General features: G+C 71.4%; 16 protein-coding genes. 10 read left to right on the top strand and 6 right to left on the bottom strand.

Annotated elements, in window-relative coordinates; translation table 11 throughout:
- Positions 1-2: 2 nt before the first annotated feature.
- The 3 genes from ACQPXB_RS39710 to ACQPXB_RS39700 all read right to left on the bottom strand — a co-directional run bounded on the left by ACQPXB_RS39710 (position 3) and on the right by ACQPXB_RS39700 (position 2020).
- Positions 3-734 (bottom strand): pyrimidine reductase family protein, encoded by a 732-nt coding sequence (locus ACQPXB_RS39710; RefSeq protein WP_432846889.1) that lies wholly within the window; start codon positions 732-734, stop codon positions 3-5.
- On the bottom strand, positions 734-1603 hold the full coding sequence (gene folP, locus ACQPXB_RS39705) for a dihydropteroate synthase (RefSeq protein WP_432846887.1): 870 nt from the start codon (positions 1601-1603) through the stop codon (positions 734-736). The genes ACQPXB_RS39710 and folP overlap by 1 nt, the downstream gene beginning before the upstream one ends.
- Positions 1604-1720: 117 nt before the next feature.
- A complete protein-coding gene (locus ACQPXB_RS39700) occupies positions 1721-2020 on the bottom strand; it encodes a YciI family protein (RefSeq protein WP_432856969.1) in 300 nt (99 codons plus the stop codon).
- Positions 2021-2234: 214 nt separating this feature from the next.
- On the opposite strand from ACQPXB_RS39700, the gene ACQPXB_RS39695 reads away from it, so the two are divergent.
- Positions 2235-3128 carry a hypothetical protein gene (locus tag ACQPXB_RS39695; protein WP_432856966.1) on the top strand — a complete coding sequence of 298 codons (894 nt, stop codon included), beginning with the start codon at positions 2235-2237 and terminating at the stop codon, positions 3126-3128.
- On the opposite strand, the gene ACQPXB_RS39690 is transcribed toward ACQPXB_RS39695, so the two are convergent.
- Positions 3104-3667, bottom strand: coding sequence for a TetR family transcriptional regulator (locus ACQPXB_RS39690; protein WP_432846885.1), 564 nt, complete (start codon positions 3665-3667; stop codon positions 3104-3106). The genes ACQPXB_RS39695 and ACQPXB_RS39690 overlap by 25 nt on opposite strands.
- 72 nt (positions 3668-3739) lie before the next feature.
- Here ACQPXB_RS39690 and ACQPXB_RS39685 point away from each other — a divergent pair, with 72 nt between their 5' ends.
- Complete coding sequence (locus tag ACQPXB_RS39685) at positions 3740-4363, top strand: SDR family NAD(P)-dependent oxidoreductase (RefSeq protein ID WP_386947067.1); 624 nt, start codon at positions 3740-3742, stop codon at positions 4361-4363.
- Here the strand turns inward: ACQPXB_RS39685 and ACQPXB_RS39680 are convergent.
- Positions 4338-5888, bottom strand: a complete 1551-nt coding sequence (locus ACQPXB_RS39680) for a helix-turn-helix domain-containing protein (protein ID WP_432846883.1) — start codon at positions 5886-5888, stop codon at positions 4338-4340. The genes ACQPXB_RS39685 and ACQPXB_RS39680 overlap by 26 nt on opposite strands.
- 166 nt (positions 5889-6054) lie before the next feature.
- On the opposite strand from ACQPXB_RS39680, the gene pucL reads away from it, so the two are divergent.
- From pucL to ACQPXB_RS39640, 8 genes are all read left to right on the top strand, one after another.
- Complete coding sequence (gene pucL, locus ACQPXB_RS39675; protein ID WP_432846882.1) at positions 6055-6927, top strand: factor-independent urate hydroxylase; 873 nt, start codon at positions 6055-6057, stop codon at positions 6925-6927.
- A 14-nt stretch (positions 6928-6941) separates the two neighbouring features.
- Positions 6942-7826: an FAD binding domain-containing protein gene (locus ACQPXB_RS39670; RefSeq protein ID WP_432846880.1), complete on the top strand. Its 885-nt coding sequence runs from the start codon at positions 6942-6944 to the stop codon at positions 7824-7826.
- Positions 7817-8287, top strand: a complete 471-nt coding sequence (locus ACQPXB_RS39665; protein ID WP_366583026.1) for a (2Fe-2S)-binding protein — start codon at positions 7817-7819, stop codon at positions 8285-8287. Before ACQPXB_RS39670 ends, ACQPXB_RS39665 begins: the two co-directional genes overlap by 10 nt.
- The gene (gene pucD, locus ACQPXB_RS39660; protein WP_432846878.1) at positions 8284-10593 is read left to right on the top strand and encodes a xanthine dehydrogenase subunit D; all 2310 of its coding nucleotides are present in this window, start codon (positions 8284-8286) and stop codon (positions 10591-10593) included. The genes ACQPXB_RS39665 and pucD overlap by 4 nt, the downstream gene beginning before the upstream one ends.
- 22 nt (positions 10594-10615) lie before the next feature.
- Positions 10616-11098 carry a nucleoside deaminase gene (locus tag ACQPXB_RS39655; protein WP_366583028.1) on the top strand — a complete coding sequence of 161 codons (483 nt, stop codon included), beginning with the start codon at positions 10616-10618 and terminating at the stop codon, positions 11096-11098.
- Between the two features lie 179 nt (positions 11099-11277).
- Positions 11278-12720, top strand: a complete 1443-nt coding sequence (locus ACQPXB_RS39650) for an NCS2 family permease (RefSeq protein ID WP_432846877.1) — start codon at positions 11278-11280, stop codon at positions 12718-12720.
- 35 nt (positions 12721-12755) lie between these two features.
- Positions 12756-13133 carry an allophanate hydrolase-related protein gene (locus tag ACQPXB_RS39645; RefSeq protein ID WP_432846875.1) on the top strand — a complete coding sequence of 126 codons (378 nt, stop codon included), beginning with the start codon at positions 12756-12758 and terminating at the stop codon, positions 13131-13133.
- Complete coding sequence (locus ACQPXB_RS39640) at positions 13130-14377, top strand: glycerate kinase (RefSeq protein ID WP_432846873.1); 1248 nt, start codon at positions 13130-13132, stop codon at positions 14375-14377. The genes ACQPXB_RS39645 and ACQPXB_RS39640 overlap by 4 nt, the downstream gene beginning before the upstream one ends.
- A gap of 553 nt (positions 14378-14930) precedes the next feature.
- On the opposite strand, the gene ACQPXB_RS39635 is transcribed toward ACQPXB_RS39640, so the two are convergent.
- Positions 14931-15320, bottom strand: coding sequence for an NUDIX hydrolase (locus ACQPXB_RS39635; RefSeq protein WP_432846871.1), 390 nt, complete (start codon positions 15318-15320; stop codon positions 14931-14933).
- Between the last annotated feature and the right edge of the window lie 51 nt (positions 15321-15371).

Here is a 15371-nt window from a genome sequence, read left to right as displayed (position 1 = left end):
ACTCAGTGGAGCAGATACCGCAGCATCAACGTCCCGTCGTCCTCCAGGACCGAGGCCAGCCGGAGCCGCGCGGGATCGATGGTGTCGCCGAAGGCCGCGCGGGTGGCGTGGCCCGCGACGAGAAAGGGCGAGATCGTCAGGCGGAGCTCGTCGACGGCGTCGGCGGCCAGGAGGGACGCGAAGAGGCGCGGGCCGCCCTCGCAGTCGATGCGGGTCAGCCCGCGGGAAGCGAGGGTGGCGACGGCGGCATCGAGGTCGACGGCGTCCGTGCCGGCGACGAGCACGTCGGCGCCCGCGGCGGTCCAGGCGGCGCGCAGGTCGGGGTCGGTGCCGGCGTGCGTGATGACGATGGTGGGCACGAGCGCTTGGGTGATCACCGGGGCGTCCGGGCGCAGCGAGCCGCCGCCGGTGACGACGGCGATCGGCGGGATCGGCGCGAGGCCATGGCGGCGGCGCCGGTCGGCGGAGTGCTCGTCGGGGCGCAAGCCCTGAAAGCCCTCGATCAGGGCGGTGCCCGCGCCGACGAGGACGACATCGGCGAGGTCGTTGCCGAGGCGGTAGATCACGCGGTCGGCCGGCGTGGACAGCGAGGCCGAACGACCTTCGACGGTCACGGCACCGTCGGCGCTCGACACGAAGTTCACCGCGAGCCACTTTTCGGGCGCCGGGTACGCGTACAGCGCCTCCAGGTCGGCCTCGGCCAGGTCGCGCACGCCCGGGAAGATCTCGCGCATCAAACCGACCGCACCACGTGCGCGGGCGCGCGCGTGCCCACGATGCTGGCCACCATCTCCGCCACCTGCCGCGTCTCGGTGACCTGGTGGGCCCGGAACATCGCGGCCCCGTGCAGCGCCGCGACGGCCGTGGCCGCGAGCGTGCCGATCACGCGCTCGCCGACGGGCACGTCGAGCGTCTCGCCGATCACGTCCTTGTTCGACAGCGCCATCAGCACCGGCCAGCCCGTGTCCACGAGCGCCTGCGTGTGCCGCATCAGCTCCAGCGACTGGTAGGAGTTCTTGCCGAAGTCGATGCAGGGGTCGATCATGATCCCCTCGCGCGGCACCCCGCGCTCCAGCGCGCGCTTCGCGAGGTCCGTGGTGCCGTCGATCACGGCGCCCACCACGTCGTCGTAGTGCGGCTTCGCGGCTTCGGTGCGTGGCGTGAGGCCGTTGGTGTGGGAGCAGATGTACCCCGCGCCGTGCTGGGCCGCGACGTCGAGGATCTCGGGCTCGAAGGCCGCCCAGTTGTCGTTCACGATGTCGGCGCCGGCGCGGCAGACGGCGTCCGCGACCTCGGCGCGATAGGTGTCGACACTGATCACGAGGTCCGGGAACGTCTCGCGCGCCCACTCGACGGTCGGCACCACGCGGGCGATCTCCTCCGCCGTGGTGACCTCGGGGCCCTTGCCGGCCGGCACGCCGCCGATGTCGATGAGGTCCGCGCCCTCGGCGCACGCGCGGCGGATGGCGTCCTGCGCGCGGGTCTCGAGGTAGGTCGCACCGTTGTCGTAGAACGAATCGGGGGTGCGGTTGACGATGGCCATCACCAGCGCGCGATCGCTGGTGAGGCGGCGGCCTCGGAAGACGAGGTCGGGCGTGTGCATGGCTTCTCCCGTACCGGAACGTCGGTTGCCGCGATCATAGGCGAGCGCACGACGGTGATACGGCGGGCAGGTGGCGGGCAACACCGCCGAAGGCCACCTGCTCCCGGGCCGGCGACTTCAGGAGGCGAGCGCCTCGTTGATGGCGTGGAATTCGTGGGAGGTGCGAGTGGCGGAGAATTCGATCACGGTGTAATGCGCGAGGTGCTGGACGACGAGCGGGTCGGTGGCGAGCACGGCGTCCAGCTTGCCGCGCACGCACGGGCGGGTCAGGATGACCTGGTCGTGCTCGGTGTCCGCTTTTCCGGAAACCAGGAACAATCCGCGGGAGAAGTGCGTGCGCAACCACTCCGCGTGTTCTGCCAGTGCGTAGTCGACTTCGTTTCGAGGCGCCGTGTAGGCGAGCAAGGCTATGTACATGTCTTCAGGGTAGAACTCACCCAGGGCAATCGCATCCTCCTGCCGAGTGGCGACGCCCACGCGTTATCCCGGAATTGCAATGGGTTCTTTACGTGCTCTTTTTTCGCGTTTTCCCAGTGGACGGCGTACGTAAATCTGCGTACGCGGGTGTCGACACCGAGCCGACGACGAAACGTTGTCACAGCACCAAACTGACGTCATGACTCAGCCGGTGATGGACGCAGTGAGCCGCATCTGGCGGGACGGCAGGCGCGTGGAACGCGTCGCGTACGTGGTGGGGGCGGCGCTCTTCGCGAGCGGCGTCGTGAACGCGGTGGTGCTGCTCGCCAGCGGCGGCACGTGGCTCGGGCCGGTGTCGCTGCGCAAGGCGGTCACGTTCGGGTTGTCGTTCGGTCTCACGCTGGCGTCGGTGGCGTGGGCGACGTCGTACCTCACGCTGCGGCCGCGGGCGCGCGCCGGCTTGCTGGGTGCGTTCCTCGTGGCGTGCGTGGCGGAGGTCGTGCTCGTCACCATGCAGGCGTGGCGAGGGGTCCCGTCGCACTTCAACTTCGAGACCGGCTTCGACACGGTGGTGTCGATGTCGCTCGCGGCCGGCGGCGGCGTGATCGTGCTGACGGCGCTGGGCTTCACGGCCGCGGCTTTCCGTTCGCCGGGCAGCATGGCGCCGAGCATGCTGGTCACCGTGCGCTTCGGCCTGCTGGTGCTGATGGTCGCCCTCGCCACCGGCGCGGTGATGATCGCCCGCGGCGTCGTCGAGGCCAGGGGCGGGTCACCCGAGCTGGCCTACACGACCGCGGGTTCCCTGAAACCCCTGCACGCCGTGGCGATGCACGCGATCCTCGTGCTGCCCGGGCTGGCGTGGCTGCTGCGCTTCACCGCGTTGCCCGAGGCGGCTCGCCTGCGCGTCGTCTGGCTCGCCGTGGCCGCCGACGCCGTGCTCACCGCGGTGATCGGCATCGAGGCCTTCGCGGGAATTCCGCCCTTCGGCGCGCCTTGGTTCTTACTGGCGCTCTCGGCCTCGGCCTCTCTCGTTCTGGCCGGCAGCGTTGTTTTTTCGTTAATTCGCGCGAAAAGCACTGCCGGCTATTTCAGTGCGAGTAATCCCTGAACCGCGTCGACGAGCGTCCGCCGCCTCCCCGCGCGGGCGCTCGGCAGGTGCGGCCCGAGTTCCGGGTTGGTGCTGTGCCACGCCGCGGAAAGCGCTTGGATCAGCACGAGCAGCTGCACGGGCGAAAAGTGCCCGGGGATCTCGCCTTCGCGTTGCGCCCGCCCGATTTCCCCCAGCCGGACGTCGTTGGCCTCGGTGATGGCCGCGAGGTGCTCGGCCTCCGACCGCTCGAGCCGGTACCAGGTCGAGAGCCGCAACGTCTCCGGATGCTCGTCGAAGTAGTCGAACGCCCGCCCGGTGTACCCCGCGAGATCCCCGGCGTCGAACGGCACCGCCTCGAAGAACGCTCCCGTCCGCTCGTCGAACGCGGCGTCGAACAGTCCCTCCTTGCTGCCGAAGTACGAGTAGATCATCGCCTTGTTGCACCCGGCCGCGGCGGCGATCCGGTCCACCCGCGCCCCCGCGATCCCGTACTGCGCGAACTCGCTGATGGCGGCTTCGAGCAGCCGTTGCTTGGTCTGTTCCGCGTCGCGCGCCATTCGGCGAGGATACCAACCAACTGGTCGGTGGGTTGGGAGTTGGTCGGCCATGTCACGCGCTACCGTCGACTCATGGCAGGAATCGTCGTGATCGGGGCGGGGCCGGGAATCGGGGCGGCGGTCGCGCGGCGGTTCGCGCGGGAGGGGTTCGCCGTGGCGGCGGTGGCGCGGCGGCGCAAGGACCTGGGGATCGACGCCGTGACCCACCTGGCCGACGTGGGGGACGAGGAGTCCCTGCGCCACGCGCTCGACGCGGTGACCGAGGACCAGGGGCTGCCCGACGTCGTGGTCTACAACGCCGCGGCCATCCGCAGGGACACGCCGGGGGAGCTCGACGCGGAAGAGCACCTCGGGCTGTGGCGAGTCAACGTCGTCGGCGCCTACACCGCCGCCGCCCACCTCGCGCCGAAGATGGCCGCGCGCGGCCACGGAACGTTCCTCACCACCGGCGGCATGCCCGAGCCGAAAGCGGCCTACACCAGCCTCTCGCTGGGCAAAGCCGGCCTCCGCGCGGTGACGGCGCTGTTCGCCGAGCAGTACCCCACGCTGCACTTCGCCACGGTCACCGTCGGCGGCACCGTGGCGAAGGGCACGGCCTTCGATCCGGACGTCGTCGCCGAGCACTACTGGCGGCTGCACACCCAGCGCGTCTGGGAGAGGGAAGTGCTGATCACGACCAACCCCAGTCCTGCGTGAAGCAGCCCGCCAGATAAAGATCCACCCGGTCCGCGAACCGCCCCAGATCCCGCCCGGTCAGTTCCGAAATGCGCGAGATCCGGTACCGCAGCGTGTTCACGTGCAGGTGCAGCGCCCCGGAGGTCTGGGTCCACGAGCCGGAATGCTCCAGAAAAGCCTTCAACGTCGCCAGAAGTTCCGAGTCGTGGGCGGCGTCGTACGCCAGCACCGGGCCCAGCACCTTCTCGCCGAAAGAGCGCCGCAGGTCATCGGGCACGGCGGCGAGCAGCAGGAGGTGTGACGCCACCTCGTCGCCCGCCAGTACGGCGGCGCGGCCCGGCGAGAGGGCGGCCAGCGTGCGGGCGTGGCGCGCCTCCTGGAGGCCGGAGCGCAGGCCGCCCGCGTCGGGCGCGCGGCTGAGGCCCACGGACAGGCGGGCGGAGCCCAGCGCCGGTTCGACCGCGCGGACGGACTCGCGCAGCGTCTCGGCGAGGCGGCCGAGGCGGTCGTGCGCCGGGAACAGGCCGAAGGTCTCGCCGTCGACGGTGGCCACCAGCGTGGGGGCGGGGACCGAAGCCAGCAGCTCCTCCACGAGCACCTGGGTGAGGCCCGGGCCGCCGCCGTCGACTGCGGCCGAGAGGGTCACGACCTGGGCGGACGGGGGGAACTCCAGCGCCGCGAGCCGCGCGGACAGCGAAGCCGGAGAAGCGTCGTCGGAGAGGGCCAAGCGCAGCAGCGGCTCGGCCGCCCGGTTCTCGATGCGTTTGGCCTCGTCGACGCGGGAACGCTCCAGCCCGATCAACGGCGCCAGTTCCAAAGCGAGGTCACGTCGCGCAGGAGCCCAACGGCCGATGTCGCCGGAAGCCACCAGGAACCAGCTCGCCACGCGGTGGCCCGAGCGGCTGGCGGCGGCCAGGAGCGTGACGGGACCGTCGTCGCCGGGCACGGTCAGCGGGAGGCGTTCCGCGCGCAGGAACCGGCGGGCCAAGGCGGCCCGGCGCGCGTCGGAGGGCGGCGAACCCGTGCCGGCGATCAGCCGCCCGGTCGCGCTCAGCACCCAGCAGTCCACGCCGAGCTCAGCAGCGCCCGCGGAAACCAACGCCGGCAGCCCGTCACCGCTGGTCACGGCTGCGACGAGGCGCCGGTGCGAGTCGTGTGCGGGCGCGGAGCGTTCGGCGGCCAGGCCCAGGATCACGCGCTCGGTCACCGTCGCGAAGGACACCGACAGCGGCACTTCGAACAGCGGCAGCCCGACCCGCCGGCACGACTCAACGAGGTGCTCGGGCACGGGCCCGCCGACCTCCGCCGTCCCGGCACCCAGCGCGACGACGCCGGCCGCCGCGAGCACACCGACGAACTCCTCGGCCTCGGCGGGCCCGGGCAGCCAGCGCATGCCGCACAGCACGATCTCGCCGCCGCTGAGGTAGCGCGTCGGGTCCTGCAGCGTCGCCTGGAAAACGCGCCCGAACTCGCGGTCCAGCGCCGACTCGCCGGTGAGCAGGGTCAGCCCGAGCTCCGGCGTGTCCAGCAGCGCACCCAGCCGCACGCGGCACCTCCTTCCCGGCTCAAGTAGCGCACACGCCGGGGCCGCCGTCGTTTGGAGGAACCTACGAAAAACCACCCTCGACGCCCACCCCGTTTCGGTGGATCTGCCGTGGTCCGCGCCACGTCACGGCGTGTGTACTGGCCGACGAGCGAAGGGAAGGAACACCATGGCGATCGTTCTGGGCGACAACCGCTACGGAAAGGCGGAGAACCGGGTCGTGCGCGTCGACCGCGACGGCGACGAGCACCGGATCACCGACCTCAACGTCAGCGTTTCGCTGTCCGGCGACATGAGCGACACCCACCTCACCGGCGCCAACGACAAGGTGCTGGCCACCGACACGCAGAAGAACACCGTGTTCGCGTTCGCCCGCGACGGCGTCGGCGAGATCGAGGACTACGCGCTGCGCCTCGCGCGCCACTTCGTCTCCACGCAGGAGAGCATCCACGGCGCCCGCGTGCGCGTGGAGTCGTACCCGTGGCAGCGGCTGACGGTCGGCGGGCAGCCCGCCCACCACTCGTTCGCGCGCTCGGGCGGCGGCACGCGCACCACGACCGTGCACTACGACGGCGAGCGGGCCTGGGTGCTCGGCGGCGTCGAGGACCTCACGGTGCTCAACACCACCGGCTCGGAGTTCTGGGGCTTCCCGCGCGACGGCTACACCACGCTGCCGGAGACCAAGGACCGCATCCTCGCCACGGCCGTCAACGCGAGCTGGCGCTTCGCCGGCGAAGACGCGGACTGGGCCGGCGCGTACGACACGGCCCTGGCCTCGCTGCTCGACGCTTTCGGCGGAACGCACAGCCAGTCGCTGCAGCAGACGCTCTACGCGATGGGGTCGCGCGTGCTCGAGACCGTGCCCGAGATCGTGGAGGTACGGCTGTCGCTGCCGAACAAGCACCACTTCCTCACCGACCTGTCGCCGTTCGGCCTCGACAACCCCGGTGAGGTCTTCCACGCCGCCGACCGGCCCTATGGGCTGATCGAGGGCACCGTGCTGCGCGACGACGCGCCGCCCGCCGGGCCGGCCTGGTCCTGAGACGGAGGCTCACCGTGGAGTTCCTGCGCCCGACCACGCTCGCCGAGGCCCTCGAGGCCAAGGCGGCGCACCCCGACGCCGTGCCGATCGCGGGCGGCACCGACGTGATGGTGGAGATCAACTTCGACCACCGCCGCCCTCCGGCTCTGCTCGACCTCAACGGCGTCCGCGAGCTGTCCGGCTACGACGTCGAGGAAGGCCGCATCCGCATCGCCGCCGCGACGCCGTACACGCGGATCATCGCGGAGCTGGGCGACCGGCTGCCCGGCCTCGCGATGGCGGCCCGCACGGTCGGCTCGCCGCAGATCCGCAACCGCGGCAGCGTCGGCGGAAACCTCGGTGCTGCGTCGCCCGCCGGTGACTCGCACCCGGCGCTGCTCGCGGCCGACGCGGAGGTCGAGATCGCGTCCACGCGTGGCACCCGGCGGGTGGCGGCGAAGGACTTCTACGTCGGTGTGAAGCGGAATGTGCTCGAACCCGACGAGCTGATCACGGCCGTCCACTTGGCACCCGCGAGCGGGCCGCAGCAGTTCAGCAAGGTCGGGACCCGCAACGCGATGGTGATCGCGGTCTGCGCGTTCGGCCTCGCGGTGCACCCGGCCGAACGCCGCGTGGGCACGGGCGTCGGCTCGGCCGCCCCGACGCCGCGCCGCGCGTTCGACGCCGAGGAGTTCCTCGCGGGCGAGCTGGCGGCCGACGACCAGTGGGATCGCCCGCGCGCGCTCGCCGACTCGGTGAAACGCCGCTTCGGCGAGCTGGTGGCCGCCGCGGCCGCGCCGATCGACGACGTGCGCGGCAGCGCCGACTACCGCCGGCACGCGCTGTCGGTGCTGGCGCGCCGGACGCTCGGCTGGGCCTGGACCGAATACTGCGGAGGGAGGCGCACGGAATGCGCGTGAACGTGATCGTCAACGGCGAGCGGCGGCAGGCGGACAACGTCTGGGAAGGCGAAAGCCTGCTCTACGTGCTGCGTGAACGGCTCGGCCTCGCCGGCTCGAAGAACGCGTGCGAGCAGGGTGAGTGCGGCTCGTGCACGGTGTACCTCGACGGCGTTCCGGCGTGCGCCTGCCTGGTCGCGGCCGGGCAGGCCGAGGGCCGCGAGGTGCGCACCGTCGAAGGTCTCGCCGACGGGGACAACCTGGACCCGATCCAGGAGTCCTTCGTGGAGTGTGGGGCCGTCCAATGTGGCTTCTGCACGCCCGGGCTCCTGGTGACCGCCCACGATCTCGTGGCGCGCACCGAGAACCCGAGCGACGCCGAGATCCGCGAAGCCCTGGCCGGGAACCTGTGCCGCTGCACCGGGTACGAGAAGATCCTCGACGCGGTCCGGCTCGCGGCCGCGCGGAAGGAGCACGCATGACGCGCCCGGCCCCGGCCCGGTCGCCGCAGGAGCTGGCCGACACCGTCAGCGGCGGCATCGGCACGAGCCCGCTGCGGCCCGACGGCACGCTCAAGGTGCGCGGCGAGTTCGCGTACTCCTCCGACCTGTGGCACGAGGACATGCTGTGGGGCGCCACGCTGCGCAGCCCGCACCCGCACGCGCGGATCGTGCGCCTCGACGTCTCCCGCGCGTTGGCGCAGCCCGGTGTCCACGCGGTGCTGACGCACGAGGACGTGCCCGGTGAGAACCTCTACGGCCTCAAGTACCAGGACACGCCGGCGCTGGCCGAGGACCGCGTGCGCTACCAGGGCGAGCCGGTGGCGATCCTCGCGGCCGACCACCCGGAGATCGCGCGCCAGGCGCTCAAGCACATCGTGGTCGAGTACGAGGTGCTCGAACCCGTCACCGACCCCGAGCGCGCGGCCCACGACGAGACCCTGCCGAAGCTGCACCCCGGCGGGAACCTCGTGCGCTACCAACGGATCGTCAAGGGCGATCCGGCCGCGCGGGCCGAAGTGGTCGTGTCCGGGGTGTACGAGATCGGCATGCAGGACCAGGCCTTCCTCGGCCCGGAGTCCGGCCTCGCCGTGCCCGACGACGACGGCGGCGTGGATCTCTACCTCGCCACGCAGTGGCTGCACGTGGACCAGAAGCAGACCGCGCGGGCCCTGGGCCTGCCGCCGGAGAAGGTGCGGTTGACGCTCAGCGGCGTCGGCGGCGCCTTCGGCGGGCGCGAGGACCTGTCGATGCAGATCCACTCGTGCCTGCTCGCGCTGCGCACCGGCCGGCCCGTGAAGATGGTCTACAACCGGGAGGAGTCGTTCTTCGGCCACGTGCACCGGCACCCGGCGAAGATGTACTACGAGCACGGGGCCACTCGCGAAGGCGATCTGGTCTACGTGCGCGCCCGGATGTACTTCGACGGCGGCGCCTACGCGTCCAAGACGCCGGTGGTGGTCGGCAACGGCACCACGCTGTCCGTCGGCCCGTACAACGTGCCCAACGCGAAGATCGAGGGCTGGGGCGTGTACAGCAACAACCCGACGTGCGGCGCGATGCGCGGCCTCGGCGCGGTGCAGCCGACGTACGCGTACGAGTCCCAAATGGACAAACTCGCCACGGCGCTCGGCATGGACCCCGCGGACCTGCGGATCCGCAACGCGATGAGCGAGGGATCCACCAATGTCACCGGTCAGCTCGTCGACTTCCCGGCTCCCGTGGCCGAGCTGATCCAGCGGCTGAAGGACATGCCGTTGCCGCCGGAACGTTCGGGCACTGTGGACATCCGCGACTTGCCCGGCGGAGCGTCCAATGTGACCCACGGCGAAGGCGTGGTGCGCGGGGTCGGTTACGGCGTGACCATCAAGAACATCTCCTACGCCGAGGGCCTCGACGACTACTCGACCGCCCGCGTGCGGTTGCAGGTGATCGGCGGCGAGCCGGTGGCGATGGTGCACACGGCCGCGGCCGAGGTAGGCCAAGGGCTTGTGACACTGCAGCAGCAGATCGCGCGCACGGAACTCGGCGTGCCACGCGTGACCGTGCACCCGGCCGACACGAGCGTCGGCGACGCGGGGTCGAGCTCGGCTTCGCGGCAGACGTACGTCACCGGCGGTGCCGTGCGCAACGCGTGCCGGGCGGTGGCCGACGCGGTGTACGCGCTGGCCGAACGCCGGCTGGGCCGTGACGCGACCGGCATGTCGCTGTCCGGCGGCAAGATCGTGGCCGGCGACGGCGAGGTCGTGGCGTCCCTGGTGGACATTCTCGGCGAGGAGATCGTCGAGGAGACGCGGGAGTTCCACCACCGCAAGACGTACCCGCTCGACCCGGAGACCGGCCAGGGCGACGCCCACGTGCAGTACGGCTTCTCCGCGCACCGCGCCGTGGTGGACGTCGACGTGGAGCTGGGCCTGGTCAAGGTCGTGCAGCTCGACTGCGCGCAGGACGTGGGCAAGGCCATGAACCCCGACGCCGTGATCGGCCAGATCCAGGGCGGTTCGGCGCAGGGCCTCGGCCTGGCCGTGATGGAGGAGATCCAGGTGGTGGACGGGAAGGTGCGCAACCCGTCGTTCACCGACTACCTCATCCCGACCGTGCTGGACATGCCGCCGATGCGCATCGACGTGCTGGAGCGGCCCGACCCGCACGCGCCCTACGGCGTGCGCGGTGTCGGCGAACCACCCACGATCTCCTCGACGCCGGCGGTCGCCAACGCCATCCGCGCGGCGACGGGCCTCGAACTGCCCCGGGTCCCGATCCGGCCCGAGCACATCACCGGAACCTGAACACGTTGGGAGAACTGGCGAAATGACTCTGTCCATCGACGCCGAACGCGAGTGGCTTCTGGAGAGCGTCCGCATCGCGACCCGCAACGTCGCCGACGGCGGCGGCCCGTTCGGGGCGCTGGTCGCCAAGGACGGCCACATCATCGCGACCGGGGTCAACCGCGTCACACCCTCACTCGACCCGACCGCCCACGCCGAGGTGGTCGCGATCCGCGCGGCCTGCCAGGCGCTCGGCACGTTCAAGCTCGAGGGCTGCGTGCTCGTGTCCTCGTGCGAGCCGTGCCCGATGTGCCTGGCCTCGGCGCTGTGGGCGCGGGTGGACCGCGTGGTCTTCGCGGCCGATCGCCACGACGCGGCCAAGGCCGGCTTCGACGACCGCGCGTTCTACGAACTGTTCGAAAAGTCCCGCGAAACCTGGGAAGTACCCGTTTCCCGGCTGTCGCTCAAGGACGGTTTCGCCCCGTTCGACGCCTGGCTGGACCGGCCGGACCGCGTCGACTACTAGGCGCGCGGGGCCGGCGGTTCTCCCCGGTCCGGCCCCGATTCGCGCCCGACACCGGAAGCCCGTACCCGGGCCCATCCCGGTGCTGACCGGAGCACCAGAAAAACCCAATCGTCAGGCTTCTTCACGCCCTCGTCCGAATGCGGCGTGAAGAAGCACACCCACCGGCAAGGGGACGACGCATGACCCAGGTACACATCGACGACGCTGTGACCCCGGCGCCAGGACCGGCTCGCAAGTCCGTAATGGACAGACTGTTCGACATCACGGCCCGCCGCACGACCGTGGGCCGCGAGGTGCGCGGCGGTATCACCACGTTCGTCGCGATGGCCTACATCGTGCTGCTCAACCCGCTCATCCTCGGCGCCTCCGCCGACATCACCGGCGCGAAACTCAGCGCCGCCCAGGTCACCACGGCCACCGCGCTGGCGGCCGCGGTGATGACCATCCTCATGGGACTCGTCGGCAACGCGCCGCTCGCGCTGGCCGCGGGTCTCGGGATCAACGGCATCGTCGCGTTCCAGATGGCGCCGGCGATGACGTGGCCGCAGGCCTTCGGGCTCGTGGTGCTCGAAGGCGTCTGCATCGTGCTGATGGCCGTGAGCGGGATCCGCGAACGGATCATGAACGCGATCCCGGCACCGCTCAAGATGGCGATCACAGTCGGCATCGGGCTCTACATCGCGCTCGTCGGCCTGGTCAGCGCCGGGTTCGTCACGCGGACGCCGGACTCGGCCGAGTCCACTGTGCCCGTTCGGCTCGGTTTCGACGGGCACCTCGACGGCTGGCCGATCGCGGTGTTCTGCTTCGGTCTGCTGCTGATGACGGTGCTGATGTCGCGGAAGGTGCCGGGCGCGGTGCTGATCAGCATCGCGGTGTCCACTGTGCTCGCCGTGGTGTTGCACGACGGTTTCCACGTGGGTGACTGGGGTCTGACCACCCCGACGCTGCCGAGCCACGTGGTGGCGGTACCCGATTTCGGGCTGCTGGGCCACATCGACCTGTTCGGCGGCTTCGCTTCGGCCGGTGCGTTGACCGCGACGATTTTCCTGTTCACTCTCGTGTTGTCAGGCTTCTTCGACGCGATGGGCACGATCACCAGCGTGTCGGCCGAGGCCGGGTTGTCGAAGGACGGCCGCGTGCCGCGGATGGGCCGGATCCTGTTCGTGGACGGCGCGGGCGCGATCGCCGGCGGGCTCTCGGGTTCGTCGCCCAACACCGTGTTCCTCGAATCGGCGGCCGGCGTGGGCGAGGGCGCGCGGACCGGGCTCGCGAGCGTGGTGACCGGCGCGTTGTTCGCGGCGACGCTGCTGTTCACGCCGATCGCGGGCATCGTCCCGGCGCAGGCCGCGGCGCCGGCGCTCGTGGTGATCGGCGGGATGATGGTTGCGCAGTGCCGCAACATCCCTTGGCAGGACAGTGATTACACGATCCCGGTGTTCCTCACGGTCGCGCTGATCCCGTTCACCTACTCCATCACCAACGGTGTCGGCGCGGGCCTGATCGCGTTCGTGCTCATCAAGACGTGCAAGGGCAAGTGGCGCGAGGCCGGCTGGATCCTGACGGTGCTGGCGCTGGTGTTCACCGTCTACTTCGGAATCGACGTCGTCAAGGCTGTGCTGTAGTCGTCGGTTTGTCGGTTGTCGGGAAAGGACTTGCTGTGACCCTGATGTTCCTCAACGGCAGCGCCATGCGCGGCGAGCCGCTGCACCACCTGCTCGACGGCGCCCCACTGGTGGCCTCGACGACCACCGCGCCGAAGTACCGCTTCTACTCCGTGGGCGGCCAGTGTCCGGCGCTGGTGCCGGTTGCTCACGGCGGCGGGGCGGTGGCGGGTGAGGTGTACGAGGTGTCCCTGGACGCGCTGCGGGATCGCGTGCTGCCGGCGGAACCGCCCGAGCTGGAGCTGGGCGTGATCGAGCTGGCGGACGGGAGCTCGGCGTTCGCGATGCTGCTGCGCCGGCCGCAGACTTCCCACGTGCAGCTGCGCGACATCACCGAGATCGGTGACTGGCGGGCGTTCCGGTCGCAGTCATGACGGTGCTGGTCGCGCCCGACAAGTTCAAGGGCTCGCTCACGGCGGCGCAGGTCGCGTCGGCGGTCGCTGCCGGCTTGCTCGCGGTGTCCCGCGACGAGCCCGTGGTCGAGCTCCCGGTCGCGGACGGCGGCGAGGGCACGGTGGCCGCCGCCGTCGCCGCCGGCTTCCGCCGGGTGCCGGCCCGCGTGTCCGGACCGACGGGGCGGCGCATCACGGCGTTCTTCGCACTGCGGGGCGAGGTTGCCGTGGTGGAGCTGGCGGAGGCCTCCGGCCTGCACCGACTGCCGGGCGGGCTGCCGGCACCGCTGACGGCGTCGAGCTACGGCACGGGCGAACTGATCGCGGCAGCACGGGCGGCCGGCGCTTCGCGGATCGTGCTGGGCGTCGGCGGGAGCGCGTGCACCGATGGCGGCGCCGGCATGCTGACCGCGCTGGGGGCTCGGGTGCTGGATTATTCCGGCGCCCCGGTGCCTCCGGGCGGAATCGGATTGTCCTCGGTGTCTACTGTGGACCTGTCTGGCGTGTCTGCTGTGGACCTCGAGCTGGCTTGCGATGTGGACAACCCACTGCTGGGCCCTTCGGGCGCGGCGGCGGTTTACGGGCCGCAAAAGGGTGCAAGCCCTTCGGACGTCGCCGTGCTGGAAGCCGGGTTGCGCCACTGGGCTTCGGTGCTGGGCCCTTCGTCCGCCTCGACCGCGGGCGCCGGCTCCGCCTCTGCCTCCGGCGCCAGCTCCGCCTCCTCTTCCGCCTCGGACGCTGGCTCCGCCGGCCGAGGCGCCGGCTCGGCCTCCGACTCCGGCGGCTCCGGGCCTGGCTCCGCCTCCGGCGGCTCCGCCTCGGCCGCCGGCGCCGGCGCGGCGGGCGGGGTGGGCTTCGCAGCCTTGGCCGCACTGGGCGCCCGCATGCGCCCGGGCATCTCGCTACTGCTCGACCTCCTGGGCTTTTCCGACGCGGTCCGCGACGCCCGCCTCGTCATCACCGGCGAGGGCTCCCTGGACACCCAGTCCCTGCACGGCAAGGCCCCCATCGGCGTCCTTCGCGCCGCCACAGCCGCCGGCGTCCCCACCATCGCTGTGACCGGCCGCTGCCTCCTCCCCCCAGCCGAATGGCGCGCCGCCGGCTTCACCGCCGTCCACACCCTCACCGACCTCGAACCGGACCCGGCAAGCTGCATGACGAACGCGGCGCCTTTGCTGCGCCGCCTCGCCGAACACCTGGCCCGCACCCACACCGCAGCCGCCTAGCTCCGCCGCCCCAACGCACCCCAAAGCGGCGTTGGTTGCGCTCAGCGCACCGAACGCCGCATTGGGGCGCTTGGGCGCGGCCTGGCCGAGCAGACGCCGGACGTGCGGTGAGAGGCGCAGTTCCGCGGCAATTTCCGGCGTGGCCCAGCTCCGCCCGCCAGCGCCCCAATGCGGCATTGGGTGCGCCCGATGCACCGAACGCTGCATTGGGTGCGCCCAGCGCACCGATCGCCACATTGGGGGCGCCGGGTCGCCGTGGCTTAGCCGAGCAGGCGTCGAACGTGCGATGAGAGGCGCAGGTTCGCAGTGATTTCCGACGTGGCCTAGCTGGCCGGGAGCGCCCCAATGCGGCATTGGTTGCGCTCAACGCACCGAACGCCGCGTTGGGGCGCCTCGGCCTTGTCGGGCAGGCGCCGGACGTGGGGTGACAGGGCCAGGTCCGGGGCGGTTTTCGGGGTGGGCCCAGCTCTGCCGGCTCGCTGTAGCGCCCCAACGCGGCGTTGGTTGCGGTCAACGCACCGAACGCCGCATTGGGGCGTTGGGGCGCTGTGGCTCAGCCGAACAGGCGTCGGACGTGGGGTGAGAGGAGCAGGTCCGCGGCGGTGTCCGGGGTGGCCCAGGTGAAGGCGTCGTGTTCGGCCGGGTTGAGGGTGACCGTGCCGGGGGTGGGTTCGGTGGCGTCGTAGATGTGGGCGTGGATCGTGAAGGGGCGGCCGTCGAGGTCCGGCCAGGTGAGGTGGGCGCGTTCGCCGAGGAGGTGGACGTGGAGGCCCGTTTCTTCGGCGACCTCGCGGACGGCGGTGGTCTCCGGGGGTTCGCCGGGTTCGGCGGTGCCGCCGGGGAGTTCCCAGTGTTCGCCGAGGAAGGTGCCGGGGGTGCGGCGTAGGAGCAGGACCGTGGCGCCGCGGGGGAGCCAGGCGTAGGCGAGGAGTTTGGTGGTCACGAGAGGCCGCCGTGGGAGGTGAGGGGGTTGGTGGTCAGGAGAGGCCGCCGT

Origin of the sequence: Amycolatopsis sp. CA-161197 (assembly GCF_050942255.1) — a bacterium.
Taxonomy (GTDB): Bacteria; Actinomycetota; Actinomycetes; order Mycobacteriales; family Pseudonocardiaceae; genus Amycolatopsis.
Note: the sequence above shows the minus strand (reverse complement) of the source record. Positions and strands in the feature narration are given on the sequence as shown.

Excerpts from the sequence above, each read along its gene's own strand:
- ACQPXB_RS39710 (WP_432846889.1), bottom strand. The coding sequence starts at position 734 with ATGCGCGAGATCTTCCCGGGCGTGCGCGACCTGGCCGAGGCCGACCTG.
- pucL (WP_432846882.1), top strand. The coding sequence starts at position 6,055 with ATGGCGATCGTTCTGGGCGACAACCGCTACGGAAAGGCGGAGAACCGG.
- ACQPXB_RS39685 (WP_386947067.1), top strand. The coding sequence starts at position 3,740 with ATGGCAGGAATCGTCGTGATCGGGGCGGGGCCGGGAATCGGGGCGGCG.
- ACQPXB_RS39665 (WP_366583026.1), top strand. The coding sequence starts at position 7,817 with ATGCGCGTGAACGTGATCGTCAACGGCGAGCGGCGGCAGGCGGACAAC.
- ACQPXB_RS39695 (WP_432856966.1), top strand. The coding sequence starts at position 2,235 with ATGGACGCAGTGAGCCGCATCTGGCGGGACGGCAGGCGCGTGGAACGC.
- ACQPXB_RS39650 (WP_432846877.1), top strand. The coding sequence starts at position 11,278 with ATGACCCAGGTACACATCGACGACGCTGTGACCCCGGCGCCAGGACCG.
- ACQPXB_RS39640 (WP_432846873.1), top strand. The coding sequence starts at position 13,130 with ATGACGGTGCTGGTCGCGCCCGACAAGTTCAAGGGCTCGCTCACGGCG.
- ACQPXB_RS39700 (WP_432856969.1), bottom strand. The coding sequence starts at position 2,020 with ATGTACATAGCCTTGCTCGCCTACACGGCGCCTCGAAACGAAGTCGAC.
- ACQPXB_RS39655 (WP_366583028.1), top strand. The coding sequence starts at position 10,616 with ATGACTCTGTCCATCGACGCCGAACGCGAGTGGCTTCTGGAGAGCGTC.
- ACQPXB_RS39690 (WP_432846885.1), bottom strand. The coding sequence starts at position 3,667 with ATGGCGCGCGACGCGGAACAGACCAAGCAACGGCTGCTCGAAGCCGCC.
- pucD (WP_432846878.1), top strand. The coding sequence starts at position 8,284 with ATGACGCGCCCGGCCCCGGCCCGGTCGCCGCAGGAGCTGGCCGACACC.
- folP (WP_432846887.1), bottom strand. The coding sequence starts at position 1,603 with ATGCACACGCCCGACCTCGTCTTCCGAGGCCGCCGCCTCACCAGCGAT.